This is a genomic window from Paenibacillus sp. sgz302191 (genome assembly GCF_057749925.1).
The window spans coordinates 333,836-348,454 of the sequence record NZ_JBYLHY010000001.1; the positions used below are offsets into that span (position 1 = coordinate 333,836).

At 49.4% G+C, this 14,619-nt stretch carries 12 protein-coding genes and 2 other annotated features (1 of these 14 running past the window's edge); of the genes, 5 read left to right on the forward strand and 7 right to left on the reverse strand.

The genetic code is table 11. The features are described 5' to 3' along the window. Position 1: 1 nt before the first annotated feature. Positions 2-1,054 carry a tRNA (adenosine(37)-N6)-threonylcarbamoyltransferase complex transferase subunit TsaD gene (gene tsaD / locus AC3G2T_RS01405; protein WP_474682254.1) on the forward strand — a complete coding sequence of 351 codons (1,053 nt, stop codon included), beginning with the start codon at positions 2-4 and terminating at the stop codon, positions 1,052-1,054. Positions 1,055-1,559: 505 nt separating this feature from the next. Here the strand turns inward: tsaD and AC3G2T_RS01410 are convergent. Next, the gene (locus tag AC3G2T_RS01410) at positions 1,560-2,033 is read right to left on the reverse strand and encodes an AraC family transcriptional regulator (RefSeq protein ID WP_488434269.1); all 474 of its coding nucleotides are present in this window, start codon (positions 2,031-2,033) and stop codon (positions 1,560-1,562) included. 154 nt (positions 2,034-2,187) lie between these two features. On the opposite strand from AC3G2T_RS01410, the gene AC3G2T_RS01415 reads away from it, so the two are divergent. The 3 genes from AC3G2T_RS01415 (at position 2,188) to AC3G2T_RS01425 (ending at position 5,009) form a co-directional block, all read left to right on the forward strand. After that, a complete protein-coding gene (locus AC3G2T_RS01415) occupies positions 2,188-2,742 on the forward strand; it encodes a nucleotidyltransferase family protein (protein ID WP_488434270.1) in 555 nt (184 codons plus the stop codon). Next, entirely contained in the window at positions 2,697-3,242 is a 546-nt protein-coding gene (locus tag AC3G2T_RS01420; protein ID WP_488434271.1) for a phosphotransferase, read from the forward strand. The genes AC3G2T_RS01415 and AC3G2T_RS01420 overlap by 46 nt, the downstream gene beginning before the upstream one ends. A 480-nt stretch (positions 3,243-3,722) precedes the next feature. Next, positions 3,723-5,009, forward strand: a complete 1,287-nt coding sequence (locus AC3G2T_RS01425) for an RCC1 domain-containing protein (RefSeq protein WP_488434272.1) — start codon at positions 3,723-3,725, stop codon at positions 5,007-5,009. Positions 5,010-5,224: 215 nt separating this feature from the next. Here the strand turns inward: AC3G2T_RS01425 and AC3G2T_RS01430 are convergent, their stop codons facing one another. Then, positions 5,225-5,671, reverse strand: a complete 447-nt coding sequence (locus AC3G2T_RS01430; protein WP_488434273.1) for a GNAT family N-acetyltransferase — start codon at positions 5,669-5,671, stop codon at positions 5,225-5,227. A 169-nt stretch (positions 5,672-5,840) separates the two neighbouring features. Between AC3G2T_RS01430 and AC3G2T_RS01435 the strand changes: the two genes are divergently transcribed. After that, a complete protein-coding gene (locus AC3G2T_RS01435; RefSeq protein ID WP_488434274.1) occupies positions 5,841-7,103 on the forward strand; it encodes a M48 family metallopeptidase in 1,263 nt (420 codons plus the stop codon). Between the two features lie 50 nt (positions 7,104-7,153). On the opposite strand, the gene AC3G2T_RS01440 is transcribed toward AC3G2T_RS01435, so the two are convergent. The 5 genes from AC3G2T_RS01440 to AC3G2T_RS01460 all read right to left on the reverse strand — a co-directional run bounded on the left by AC3G2T_RS01440 (position 7,154) and on the right by AC3G2T_RS01460 (position 13,857). Next, positions 7,154-8,776, reverse strand: coding sequence for a response regulator (locus AC3G2T_RS01440; protein WP_488434275.1), 1,623 nt, complete (start codon positions 8,774-8,776; stop codon positions 7,154-7,156). Further along, positions 8,773-10,581: a sensor histidine kinase gene (locus tag AC3G2T_RS01445; protein WP_488434276.1), complete on the reverse strand. Its 1,809-nt coding sequence runs from the start codon at positions 10,579-10,581 to the stop codon at positions 8,773-8,775. The genes AC3G2T_RS01440 and AC3G2T_RS01445 overlap by 4 nt, the downstream gene beginning before the upstream one ends. Before the next feature lie 56 nt (positions 10,582-10,637). Then, positions 10,638-11,480, reverse strand: a complete 843-nt coding sequence (locus AC3G2T_RS01450) for a carbohydrate ABC transporter permease (protein WP_488434277.1) — start codon at positions 11,478-11,480, stop codon at positions 10,638-10,640. Positions 11,481-11,483: 3 nt separating this feature from the next. Then, positions 11,484-12,428, reverse strand: coding sequence for a carbohydrate ABC transporter permease (locus AC3G2T_RS01455; protein WP_488434278.1), 945 nt, complete (start codon positions 12,426-12,428; stop codon positions 11,484-11,486). A gap of 70 nt (positions 12,429-12,498) precedes the next feature. After that, positions 12,499-13,857: an ABC transporter substrate-binding protein gene (locus AC3G2T_RS01460; protein ID WP_488434279.1), complete on the reverse strand. Its 1,359-nt coding sequence runs from the start codon at positions 13,855-13,857 to the stop codon at positions 12,499-12,501. Positions 13,858-14,100: 243 nt separating this feature from the next. Continuing rightward, positions 14,101-14,344: a binding site (T-box leader), on the forward strand. A gap of 39 nt (positions 14,345-14,383) precedes the next feature. After that, positions 14,384-14,619 (forward strand) — a binding site (T-box leader); it runs 26 nt beyond the window's last position.

Consider the following 14,619-nt stretch of genomic DNA (forward strand, 5'->3'; position numbering starts at 1 on the left):
ATTGACAACGGAAACGAACGTACAACAGGAAGCGGGTTCCGCAAAGCCTGTCTATATTATGGCGATCGAAACGAGCTGCGATGAAACGTCGGTGGCTATTGTCGAGAACGGCAAAATCATCCGGGCCAACGTCGTGTCCAGCCAGATCGAAACGCATCAGCGCTACGGCGGCGTCGTACCGGAAGTGGCGTCCCGCAAGCATGTGGAGTCGATTACGTGGATGCTGCAGGAAGCGGTGCAGGAAGCGGGAGTGCCGCTGCGGGACTTATCCGCGATAGCCGTCACGCAGGGGCCCGGGCTCGTAGGCGCGCTGCTGGTGGGCGTCGTGGCCGCGAAGGCGCTTGCCCTGTCGCTGGAGCTGCCTTTGATCGGCGTCCATCATATCGCCGGGCACATCTACGCCAATCAGCTCGCCCATGAACTGGAGTACCCGCTGATTGCGCTTGTCGTCTCGGGCGGCCATACCGAGCTCATTCATATGGAGGGCCCGGGGCAGTTCCGGATCATCGGCCGGACCCGCGACGACGCCGCGGGCGAAGCGTACGACAAAGTCGCGCGGGCCATGGGCCTGCCATATCCGGGCGGCCCTCATGTCGACCGGCTTGCCGGCGAAGCCGACCACGAGATCCAGATGCCGCGGGCCTGGCTCGAGGCGGACTCCTACGACTTCAGCTTCAGCGGATTGAAATCCGCGGTGCTGAACGTCGTGAATCAGTCCCGGATGCGCGGCGAAGCGCTGCAAACCGCGCAAATCGCCAAAGGCTTCCAAGAGTCGGTCATCGACGTCTTGGTGGAGAAGGCGAGCCGCGCCGTACGCGAATACGGCGCCAGGCAGCTGCTGCTCGCGGGCGGCGTCGCCGCGAACAAAGGGCTGCGCAGCCGGCTGGCCGAGCGCGCCGGCGAGCTGGGCGTGCCGCTGCTCGTGCCGCCGCTGAGCCTTTGCACGGACAACGCCGCGATGATTGCCGCCGCGGCGTTTCTGAAGTGGCGAAAGCGCGAGTTCGCCGAGCTGGACCTGAAGGCGGAGCCGCTGCTCAAGCTCGAAGAGTGGTAAGCCGGCCGGGGGCTCGGCCTCCGAGTGGAAAGACACCTCCAAGCGAGGCGTCTTGTTGTAAAAAGGGGTGAACGATGCTCACCCCTTTTTAACGTTTCGTCAAGCTGTCACGATACTCACAGATTGCTGGCCACCCTTTTGCCAAGGCCGCTTGTTCTTTTGCCGTCCAGCGAACGGTGCCGCCGTCTGTGAAGTGGCCTGACTGCCTGAACAACAACGACCTTCCAACCGTAAAAACCTGCGAAAGTACATGTTTTTTTGATGGAAACGGTCGGTTTTGGGGAAAAGCCTGCAATTGTACAGGAATTTCCGCTGATGAGGGGGCTAGACCCCATGTATGGGCGGAAAAGCCTGCAGATTTGCAGGAATTTCCCGCTGCAGGCGCATAATGGAGCAAAAGGATGCACTTTTGCAGGCTTTTCTGCTCATTGCATTGCCAAGCAGATGCACCAGCTCTAGCCGCAGGGGGATTTTGTTCTCGGATTGGCTCGGAGGGCCAGGCAGGCTAGTTGAATAAGTGTGTACGAGGCGGTTTTACAGGTATACATATCTCGCAATAATTGTTGTAAATCATATCGCCTGTGTATCTTTCAAAAATCGGTTTGTTGTCAATTTGATATCCGCTGTTTTGTAAAGACGGAAAAATTTCAGCCCATGCTTTTTGAATGTCTTCTGCCGTATGTTTGATTTTGCAAGTAACATAGTTTCCGCCGGAAAGTTCACTTTCGCAAATGGAATTATCCATTTGATAATCGTTGGAAATGACCATACAAGCATCATATCGACAGTTTTCAGGAAGTGTCGTTTCCGGGTTATCTTGCGGAATTCCCAGCAGTATGGCCGATTTGCCAAGCAGATTTTTCTCCTTGGCCCATTTTTTTAATTTTTCCATTGCTTGAATGTTTCCAGGGCCATAGGGACCTACTTGTCGCACATACGCGATGCGATATTTTAGAAGAGTTTCGACTTTAAGATTCATATTTTCTTTGTCCTCTCTGTATGATATTTCTTACATTTCGAATGCTAACATGATATAAAAATATAATCACTTGTTTTTTAAAATGCTAAAATGTCCCCATACCGTTTACAGTCATGTGCGGGATCATACCCTTATCCGGAGGAGAGGGCGATCTATGAATATATCGATTATCCAGATGAATCCTGTTTTGGATGCTGTTATTAGAAAAGCTCCCGAACTTAAAATAGAGCATTATTATATAGGCGCGGGTTGCATAACTCAAAGTGTTTGGAACCGCCAATGCGGGTTTCCGGTTAATAGAGGTATTAAAGACATTGATTTTGTCTATTTCGACTCGGACCTATCGTATGAAAAGGAGTGCACGGTCATAGAACGAGTCAAAGGTCTATTCGGCGATCTTCCAATAAGTGTTGATGTCAAAAATCAAGCGCGTGTCCATCTATGGTATGAGCAACATTTCGGTTACGCGATAGCTCCGTATCTTTCGCTTGAAGAGGCAATTAATATTTGGCCTACAACAGCTACTGCAATCGGATTGAGAAAAAATGAAAACGAAACATGGAGATTGTACGCGCCTTTTGGATTAAATGATTTATTCGGTTTAATTGTAAGGGCAAACAAAGCCCAAATCACAAAAGAGATATACGAAAAGAAAGTACTTCGGTGGAAAACGAACTGGCCGAATCTTACTGTACTCCCATGGGATTAAATGAGGCTGCCTGGCTTTTTATTTCACGTTCGGGATTGCGAGGCTTGGAGCAGCATCCGCTTAGCGAAAGGAAAAATACCATGAATCCAATCAGAGATATTAGTTGGGTAGAAAAAGACCAGCTCGTTGATTCGCTTTTAGAATACAGCAGCTCACTAACCGTAGTCCCTTTAAATTCAGGGCTTGAGGCGGAAGTGGCAAAGATTTGTTTTGATGAAACCAGTTTTGTGCTCAAAGTATGGAATAGGTCTTCAAAGCCAAATGTTGAGTGTCAATATAAGCTGTTGAAGGCGTTGTTCAACCAAGGTTTATCGGTATCGCGGCCTATGGGTTGGGGGTTGGATAAAAATTCCAATCAAGTGTTGTTAACCAGTTTCGATGGTTCGCCGGTGATGAAAGTAAATCAGTCTATACTTATTTATTTTGCGAAAATATTATCCGATATTCATAGGTTTCCTCCGGAAGATTTGGGTGGTTCAGAACATATTGAAGAGCAATAAACATTTGAACCAAAACCTGATTTGAAAACCAATCAAAGAACGCGGGAATTTCTTAGTCAACTACAATAAGGTCTGGATTTTAACGTTTTCTGAAAGGAAGCAGAAATGAAAATATTAAAGATCGCTTGGCTGTCCTTATTTGCTTTATCTGTACTCACTTTCATTACCGGTATGAATATACACCCATTAATCCCTTACCAGGATCCAACTCCAGAGATGTTAATACAACAAAACAATGCGACAAATTTGGCCGATCGTTTTTTCCTGATTAGTTTGGCTCTGCTAATAAGTTCGATTTGTACATATATCATCTGGTCATTTTTGCGGAAAAGAAAGAAAAATTCAGATCGATTACGATAGCATCTACTTCTGCATGAGAACGAGCACTCACTACAATGAAACTTTTTCCATATATGTCGCGTCTAAATATTTGGATTTTGCTTATGGGAATTTATACCACCCAATTAGGAGGAGCATTTCATGCAAGCAAAAAGTAAAAGTAACAATCGGTTTGTACGACCATTGCTGTTGGCCGCGGTACTGACCGCTGCGTTCGGTTCTTCGGCCTATGCCGAATCGACACCCGCCGGAGTGCAGGCTACCGATCGCATGCATGTAGAAACAGGGGGTGTCGACGTTGCATATAACGACAACGGAGACATTTGGTACTGGGGAGGGTCTCCGAATGGGAGCACTCCTGTCCGAGTGGGTCAGATGAAAGATATTGCCCAAGTGTATCCCGGAGGGCTCAGTATGTTTGTTAAAAAGGATGGAACGGTATGGAGCTGGATGACGAGTCCGGATCCGAACCGCTCCTACTCCGAGAAAGGAAAGGAACCGCAGCAACTTCCCGAATTACACGATGTAAGCAGGTTTGAAGCCGGATTCGGCTTTCAAGCAGCCATGCTCAAAGACGGTACCGTCTGGGTCTGGGTGCCGATTCCTTCTTTGTCTTCGGAATATGCTGCAGGCCACGGAAAGCCAGTGAAGCTTGAAGGCGTCCATGATGCGGTTTCCATCGCACAAACGAATAATAAATTGATCATTCTGAAGAAAGACGGTACGGTATGGCAATGGAATAAGGATACGTCAATTCCCAACTTGTTGAACATTGACCCTGCCAAAATTTCACAAATCGAAGGCTTTAGCAATGTCGCGAGTATTGCGGTTCAAAGTTTCTTCGTCGGTCAAGATGCCGTATTGGCTTTGAAGAAGGATGGAACCGTCTGGGGCTGGGGCAGTAATGATCTTGGCCGAATCGGCCTTAAAGAGCACAAGTTTTATGATGTCGCCGAACCGATACCCGGATTGAGGGATGTAGCGAAAGTAATATCCGGAGGGTACGGCCAATTTGCAATCAAGAAGGACGGATCCGTCTTAAGTTGGGGTACCAATACAGGTCAACTAGGCCTCAGCGAACCGAAAATTTATGAGCCGACACCGGTTCCGGGTCTAAAGGATGTGGTCGATATCGTCGCTGATATCGATTTCTCCAGCGTACTTAAGAAAGACGGAACCGTCTGGACACTTGGGCCCAATAACGTGGTGTCGGGGGGCCGCCTTGAGAGTAACCCCACTTCATTCCCGACAGAACCGAAGCGTGTCGAGGGTTTGAAGGATGTAGTTGCTATCGCCGGCTCATTCAGCCACACCGTTGCGGTTAAGAAGGACGGAACCGTCTGGACTTGGGGCGTGAACAGTTCCGGTCAATTGGGGGATGGAACCACGACTTCACGTACGAACCCGGTCCAAGTGAAACTGGATTAGAATTGATGTCGGGATCGGGGATCGGGGCTGTTACCCGGGAATGGATTGAATAATTGTATACTCTTCCATTTTATTAGCGAGGGCATCCATCTGCTTTTCTATGGCGGTTAGATGCTCTCGGTAATGGAAGATGCTGAAATACGTTTCAAGACCGCCGGATGGCTTTAAAACAGCGTATTAATTCGCATATATGGCCCGGAACCGCAACGCCTTTCCTAGATTATGGAATAATTAATCCAATCCCCTTGAACGCCCCCCATTCTTTCAAAAAAACGTTGAGCTCGTTTATTATCAGTACCTGTTATCCAAGTCATATGAGCGTAGCCGTGTTCCCGCGAGTAATTTTGACATTTTAAAAACAATTGTGATTCAACTTCTGTATCTCTGTATGGCTCAATGAGAAAAAGATCGTTCATTAAAGCAATTTTATCTGCTTTCATTGTGCTGAATGTAAAGTACAACGTAGCGAATCCGACTAATTTTCCGTCTTTTTCCGCTACAAATTGTATACCCAGTTGAGTTTCTAAAAGAGTTTGAATCAAACGATGTATCTTTTCAATGTCCGGTCTAGGTTTTCGATAAAAACCAACTATGTATTCATACATTAACTCGGTTAAATTGTTTACGTCATCCGGCTCGGCGTTTCTTATGACAAGAGACATGGGGGCTCCTCCTAATTGTTTATGATGAATAAATATACACAATAACGAATTATTATTCAATTCTTGGATGAGAAAAGTCTCTATAAGTTTGAATCTTTTTGGGAGGAATAAGCTTGGCATAAATAGAAATTCGATGAAGTGATATCTGCTGTCGAGAAAGGAGCCTTCCATGTCAAAATCGTCAGAATCCACATCTGAGAAGCAGTGCCCCGAATGTCAAAAGCCTATAGCATTTACAAAAGGTTATGCCCTGTGGTGTGAACACTGTAACTGGAATCTGCAAGCTGATTCTTTCTTGACTAAGCCTGCTGATCTATTTGAAAAAGTTTATCTATCAATCGGGAATAAGCTTGGTCTCAATTTGCTTAACTCATTTATTGAATCAAAACATCAAGTTTCTTCTATGTCATTGAGCAAAATATGCACGCTGCTATTAGCAGCTTGTGTTCATGTATTAAGTATTGGTGCATTTTTGAGTGGTGTTTACCTGCTTGTGCAAAGTTACCCCAACTGGATAATGATGTTGTTAAGCTTTGTGATTCTTTTGTTCGCTTGGTATGCGAAACCTCAATTGCCAAAGCTGGAAAGAAACACACACTCAAGAGCCGACTTTCCGGTTTTGTATAAAGTAATCGATGATATTGCAATCAGCATGAATTCGAACAAGGTTTCCGGAATTATCATCAACGAGGAGTTCAATGCATCATTTTACCAAGCAGGATTTAAACGAAAAAAAATCGTACGCCTCGGCCTGCCATTGTTATTGATACTTGATAAGCAAGAATTCGTCGCACTGGTTGCTCACGAACTCGCTCATGGAATCAATGGGGACTCGAAGCGTGGACTTGTGGTTGGCACCGCCATTGATACATTGAACGGTTGGCATGAAATAATGCGTCCTCTTGATGTAAGGGGCAGCATCTTTATGATAATTCCTAATGCCGTACTTTGGTTCGCAACCAAAGTGATTGAACTATGGCTTTATATCCTTTGCCATCTGAACTGGCGTAATTCCCAGCGTGCCGAGTATTTGGCTGATCAGTATGCAGCAATAACTGCAGGTAAAACATTCAAGATGTCCTTGCTTCACAAGCTGCATTTGCGAGAAATGTTTCAATTTTCCGTATTAAAGGTGATCAATACGAAGCAAGATGGCCATTTTTTTGAAACGCTGCAGGAGTACATCCATAATATGCCCGCTAAAGAGTTGGAAAGAATTAAACGTATCAAAGCAGCATCCGGTTCAAGACTGGATGCATCCCATCCGCCTACAGGTTTCCGAATAACCTATATTCAATCATTAGATGATTCACAGCCTTTATATGAATTGAAACAAGAAACATATGAAGCACTGCTTCAAGAATTAAACACACTAAAAGCGCCTATTGAGAGTACATTGTTAGCGAATTATCGCATGCAGTATATGCAGTAATAGAGCCTTTACAAGCCAGTGCCGCCATTGGGCGGCGGCTGGCGGCAAGCCTATGGCTTGAAAAAATCGGACGGGCTTTTGCCCGTAATCAGCTTGCACACCTGGCTGAAATATGTCGTGTTGTTGAAGCCGACCATTTCGCTTACTTCGTAGACCATGTGCTGGCCGGATTGCAGATGTTCGATCGCTTTGCCGATGCGGTAACGGTTCAAATAGGTGACGAAATTTTCCCCGGTCACCCGCTTGAACAGCGCGCTCAAATATTTCGGATGGACGAACAAATCTTTGGCGATGGCCGCAAAGCTGATCTCCCGCATGTAATTTTGCTCCACATACTGTTTGACGCTGCTCACCAGCGGATTGCTCTTTTTCCCCGACAGCTCCTGCGCCGCGCACTGCATCCACTCGCTCACCAAACCGTTCATCCACATGGCCAAAGGCTTCAGCGTATAGTGCTGCTGGATTTCCTGCAAAAATTGCGACATCGTGCGCGGCGGCTCGATCAGCGGAAACTGATCGTTCCAATAGTGGGTCAAGGAACTGAACAAGGTCACGCATACCGTTTGGATATCGGTGAGGGAAATCCCCGGGCTGCCCAGCATGCGGTCATAAATCGACTGCCAGATTTCGCCGGCTTTGTTCCAATCTTTTGCGGCCAGCGCTTCGCCCCAATGATGCAGCAGCGGCGCCAAATGATCCGCAGCCGTCTGGTACTCGGCGTAATCGCGGAACTGGTACACGGTGCTGGAATCGTGAAACTCCAGCGCTTCGAGCGCTTCCCGGCTCTCCAGATACGAGTCGATCAGCTCGTTCAGGCCGTTTTTTACCGAGCCGATCCCGGCGGAAGCTTCGATTTTCAAATAAATTCTGATTTTCTCGATCGTCTTTTGGGCAATCATTTCAGCCGCGCCGTACAAAATTTCCTGATCGGCCGTCCCGCTGAGCAGCGGCAGAACAAACAGGTGATCGGAATAATCGAGCACATGACCGCTCAGGCTTGGATAGGCGGCAAGCTCTTCCTTGATCATTTCCCGGACAATATTGCCTGCGCCGAATTTCAGCAGCTGCCAGTCGCGTTCCTTTAGCTTCGAGGCGAAGGAGGGGCGCGCGATGCGCAGGCTGACGGCAATCACCTTTTGCGGCCGGGGGATTTCCAAATATTCCAATCGTTCAGGTGGAAGCTCGCCAGGGGAATAGCGGGTCGTTAAAATTTCAAAAAACAGCTTCTCCCGAAGGTAGGGCAGCATCAGGCCGATTTCCCGTCTGTAGTGCTCCTCCAGCCGCTGCTTTTGCTCAATCACATCCAGCTCCTGGTTAATTTCCTTCACAACCGCTTCAATTTCGCTTACGCTGGAAGGCTTCGTCAAAAAATGATTCACGCCCCAGCGCATCGCCTGGCGCGCATTTTCGAATTCCTCGTAGCCGCTCAGGATAATGATCGGGATGTGCGCGTTTTCTCCCCGGATCGATTGCACGAGCTGGATGCCGTCCATGCCCGGCATGAACACATCGGTCATCAGCATATCGGGCCGGAGCGTTTTGTAAGCTTCAAAAGCTTCTATGCCGTCCTTCGCCGTTCCGGCAATGCGGATATTCATCGAGGCCCAATCGACATGCTTGGACAAGGCTTTGAGAATAGCTTCCTCATCATCGACAAGCAAAATTGATCTCATGAATTCTCACCATCCAACCATTGTTTTAACTGCTCTTCGCTCTCGATGACCGGCAGCAGGATCGTGACGAGAGCCCCGCGGGGCTCCCTGTTGGACATTTGCAAACCAAAGCGCGGGCCGCAAAACAGCTGGATGCGGTTGTGCACATTGCGGATTCCGATCCCTTTGGACTTCTCCATATCCCAACCTTCCGGGAAGCCTTCGCCGTTGTCGCTTAAGCGGATTTCCAGCATTTTCGAATGGCCGGGCCCCTGGATTTCGCGAATTTCCAGCCGGATTTCGAGAGGTTCGGCCGGATCTTTGGGCTTGCCGTGAATGGCGGCATTTTCAATGATCGGCTGCAAAATAATTTTAGGTATATAGTAGCTCTTCATGTGCGGCTCTATATGCTCGGTAAAGATGATGGCAAAAGGCAGCCGCTCCTTCTGGATGCTGACGTAGCAGCGGGCGTGCTCAAGCTCGTCCCGCAGCCGGATGAACAGCTTGCCCCCGCTTAAGCCGATATGCAGCAGTTTGCCGAGCTGATTGATCATAAAGCTGATATCATGCGCGTTGTAATCCAGCGCCCGCCAGTGGATCATATCCAGCGTATTGTATAAAAAATGCGGCTTGATCTGCGCTTCCAGCAGGCTCGTCTGCGCCTCGCGCTTCGCCTTGCTTTCCGTGCGCACGCTCTCCATCAAGTCCTGCAGCCGGGTTACCATGTGATTGAAGCCGAAGGACAGCTGGACGTATTCCTCGGTAAACGAGCTTTTCACTTGGGCCCGGAAATCCCCGCGCTCCAGCTTTTTCATCTCGATCATCATCCGGCGCAGCGGTGTGATCATGTTTTTGACGAACACGTAGGCCAGCACGCCGGAGACGAGCAGGCTGAGCCCGCCGATGCCGAGTACGTACCAGCCGGCTTTTTGAGTGCTGGCCAGCAGCATGCTCACCGGAATGATCTGGACGAGCCGCCACTGCACCGTGCTTGGCTTGGAGAACATGACCAAATATGACTGGCCGCCCTTTTGATAAATTTCCGAGCCGTCGCTAAGCCCGTCCGAATGCTTGGACAGCCAGCCGGCGTCCAGCACGGGCTCTTTATCGAACGCCGTCGAATCGTTGACCTGCACGATCACTTTGCCGGCTGTGTCGACGAGCAGCACCTGCCCGTCGAGCGACATCGGAACGTCGGCGAATTTGTGCATCACATCGGCGGCCGACATGCGGATCAGCACGTAGCCGATCGTCTCGCCCTTGCTGTTGAACAGATGCTGGACGTAGCCGATCAGCGAATTGGGCACGTCGTTTTCCTGCTCCGACAGCCAGATCGCGTCCGCCTGTTTCAGTTTGTCGAACCAAAATTTCCCCGATATGTGACTGATCGGAAAGACGAGATCCGTGGCGCTGTAGGGAGCGGCGTTGAAGGCGTCGGAATATATTTCAAGTGAAGAAATGCCGTTGTTGACCACAAGCGAATGATGCAAAATGTCCGATATGTCCCGCCGGTTGCTGACGATTTCGAATTTGGTCGGATGCGGTGACTCCAGCTTTTCGACGATTTCCTTGTTGCTTACCGTGGAGTAGGCGATGCCGGAGACGTTCGTAATAAAATCGAAGCCCCGGCGGGTGCTTTCGTTGAGCAGCGCAAGCCTGGCCTTGCTGATTTCGGTAAAAGTAACCCCGGAAAAGGCCTGATAGGCCAGACCGATAATGCCGATCAGCACGAGCAGGTTCAAGCATATAAAACAGGTAATCATCAACGTGGAAAGCTTGCTCCGCTTCAAAACGGCCTTCATCTGCATCCAGAGCGCTCGCATCATCTAAGCATCATCCATTCTTGTAGGCAATTAATCTTGTTGGCAAATTACTTTCGATTTTAGCCCTTAATGCCGGATGTCGCAATTCCTTCGACAAAGTATTTTTGACAGACGATAAAAATAACGAAGCACGGGATCAGCGACAGGACGGACATCGCGAACATAGGTCCCCAATCCGACTGCGAGCTTGCATCCAGAAACAGCCGCAAACCGAGCGGAACCGTGTAACGGCTCACTTCGCTCAAATAAATGAGCTGGCTGAAAAAATCGTCCCACGTCCATAAAAAGGTGAAGATGGCCGTCGTAATCAGCGCCGGAAGCGCCAAAGGAATGATGATTCGGGTGTAAATCCGGATCGGTCCGCAGCCGTCGATCGTCGCCGATTCGTCGAGTTCCCTGGGTAAACCGCGGATAAACTGGATCGTCAAAAAAATAAAAAACGCGTCCGTCGCAAGCCATTTGGGCACGATTAACGGCAAAAAGGTGTTCACCCAGCCCAGCTTGTTGAACAAAATATATTGCGGGATCAAAGTAACATGATGCGGCAGCATAATGGTCATTAGCATCAGTCCGAAGCACAGCGCCTTAAAGCGGAAGTCAAGTCTAGCAAAGGCGTAAGCTGCCATGGAGCAGGAAATGACGTTGCCGAGCACAGCGAATATAGAGACGATCAACGAATTGGTCAAAAAGGTGGAAAACGGATTGCCGGCTGCGCCTGCCCAGCCTTTCGAGTAATTGTCCAGCACCCACTGCCGGGGCCAGATCCATGTTTCCGTGAAAATCTGGTTGGCCGGCTTGAAGGAGCTGCCGAGCATCCACAGCACGGGATACAGCATGACGAAAGCGATGACGATGATCAGCGCATGCTTGAGAATGGGCAGTCTGCCCGTTGTCGTTTCCATAAGCTATTTCCCTCCATCCTCATAGTGCACCCAGGATTGACTCGTTTTAAACACGAACACGGTCATAACGCCGATAATGACGAGCAGCACCCAGGCCATGGCCGAGGCATATCCCATTTGGAAAAACGAAAATCCTTTTTTGTATAAATACAAGGAATACATCAAGGTCGCATTGATCGGTCCGCCAGTGCCGTTGCTGATGACATATGCCTGAGTGAACGATTGGAAGGAAGAGATGATCTGCATGACGAGATTAAAGAATATAACCGGAGTAAGAATCGGAATCGTAATCGAAAAAAACTGCCTTGCGGGCTTGGCGCCGTCGACAGCCGAAGCTTCATAGAGCTCTACGGGAATTTGCTTCAAACCGGCCAGGAAAATGATCATGGAAGATCCAAACTGCCAGACCGATAGCATGATGATCGAATACAGCGCATATTTCGGGTTGGACACCCAATCCGGAGCTTGAATGCCGACATGCAGCAGCAGTTGGTTCAGCAGGCCGTCGCCGCCGAGCATTTTGCGCCATAGAATCGCAATGGCCACGCTACCGCCGAGCAGCGAAGGAATGTAGTACACAGTCCGGTATATGCCGAGGCCGCGGATGCCTTTATTCAGCAGCACGGCTACCCCAAGGGCAATCGCCAGCTTGAAGGGAACCGACAAAAATACATAGATAAAAGTCACCTTGAGCGATGTCAAAAACAGCGGGTCTTGAGTGAACAGCGTCGTGTAGTTGGAGCTGCCGACCCATGTCGGACTGTTTAAAATCGTATAGTCGGTAAACGAAAAATAAAGCGATGCCAGCATAGGGCCTACCGTCAGAACAAGCACCCCGATAAACCAGGGGGCCAGAAACAATGCGGCAATTCCGTTTTGCCGGTAACGCCGTTTCGCTCTCGCCTGCAATTGTGCAGCCGACGCGATGGAAGTGGTTGATGAATTCATAATCGTATCCGCCTTCGCTATAAGAATACGGTAACCGTAAAGCGGGTTTACGGTTACCGGGTGGCTGCCGCTATTTGTTTTTGCTCAATGTTTGATTCGAGCTTGTGACGAATTGATTCGCAACATCGTCGATGGAAGATTGGCCGAAGCCGACCTTTTGCGCCGATACGGTGAAGTTTTTGTCGATTTCCGCATAGCCCTGCGGGTATGGCGGATCGATGTTGCTCGAATTTTTGGAAACCGTATCGATAAAATCAAAAATCATCTGATCGCCTTCCGAGAGCGATGATTTCAATTTCTGGCGAATTTGCGCGTTGATCGGCACGCCGCGCTCAGAGCCGAGAATTTGCGCCGCGTCAGGGTCGTTGACGAGGAAATCGATCACCATCGCAACTTCCGCAGGGTGGGCGGATTTGGCATAGCCGGAAATGAACATGCTTGGTTTCAAATATTCGCCGTTTTTCTTTTCGCCTTCCAGGTGGGGCAGAACTTGCACTTTGATTTTGTCATTCTGATTTTTGATCACCTTCTGGAACGTGCTCACCTGGTTGGAGAAAGCAAAGTCCATGGCGGCGGTGCCCAGGGAAATCGGTCTCGTCTCCAGCGCGTTCGTCGTTGCCGCCGTAATCTCGGGCGTAGTGGCGCTGCCGTTTTTGCGCATACCCGCCCACATGTTGTACCATTCGCTCAGCATATCTTTCGTGAAGCCGACTTGGTTGTCTTTGAACATCGACGCTCCGTGCTGCCTGACAAAGAGCTCGAACATGTTCGTCGTGCCGGCGATGTCGAACGTGCCGAAGTATCCTTTGCCTTTGGCCGCGGCGATTTTTGCGGAAATATCCTGAAAATCTTTCCACGTCCAGTTTTGCTGAGGCTCGGCGATGCCCAGTTCTTTAAATACGGAGGCGTTGTACACGACAGCCGGAGCGTTCACGCCCAAAGTTACGGCATACAGCTTATTGTCTACGGTACCGGCTGTAATCATGCTTTTGTCCAGATCGGCCGTCTTCAGTTCCTTGTCCATGTACGGATTTAAATCAAGCAGCGCACCGCGCTTGGCGTAATCGGTCAAAAAGGCGTAATCCATCTGAATCAGATCGGGGGCGTTGGCGCCTGCAACCTGAGTGGCGATTTTGTCAAAATAGCCGTCCCATCCTGAATATTCGGGCTTGATCGTAATATTGGGATGCTTTTGCTCAAACAGCTTGAGCGCTTTCATTGTCAAATCGTGGCGGGTTTGCGAGCCCCACCAGGTCATGCGCAGCTCGACTTTTTTACCGCTGTCCGCCGGTTTGGCCGCGGAGTTTGGAGAGGTGGCGGAACCGGCTTGTCCGGTCGATGGCGCAGCTTGATTGCCACCGGAAGAGCAGGCGGTTAAGGCGGTTACAAGAAGAAGACTGACCATGGCTGCGGTTCTTTTTTTAAACATAGATACCCTCCTTATTTGTGTCAACGCTTACATTTTTAATTGTAAATCGTTTTCCCGGATTGAACATAAAAAAAAGTAAGGTGTTCCTTCAAAAAGGTAACCTTCTTGGCACGCGCTCGAGGGGCGTTTATGTCCATGGGAAATGAATTGTATCAATCATCCGGGAAAATGTCACCGCAAAAAAATTGGAAAAATAGAGTATTGACTTTGCAAAATACGCATATTATAATCACATCAATACTTTCAAACGCAACGAACGGGATTAGTAAGGATGAACAGTTTCGCTCAGAGAGCTGCGGATTGGTGCGACGCAGCCGAAACGTTGCCTGAACTCGCCCTGGAGCGGTAAGACTGATAGGGATGCCAAGGATCCGGCAGCCAGGTAGGTCTTGACGGTTGACCCCCGTGATCGGGTACATGAGTGGTTTCGAGCATGCTCGGAACAACAAGAGTGGTACCGCGGAAGGCACAGCCTGTCGTCTCTTAGTTAAGAGATGGCAGGCTTTTTTGGTTTTTCACATATACGACAAACGCGATGAACAAGAGTAGTAAGGGCAAGGTTAACGGTACAGAAAGCTGCGGGACGATGCGACGCAGACCGGGGCCGCCCTGAACTCGCTTGGAAGCGGTCATCCTGACCGGCCCGTACAGGCCGCTAGGGATGGACGGTTAACCTCCGTGACCGGGTGACGCCGGGCGCTTGAATGCTGCCGGCGTCCGAGGTGGGCTTCTTTCAGGAAGCCAACAAGAGTGGTACCGCGC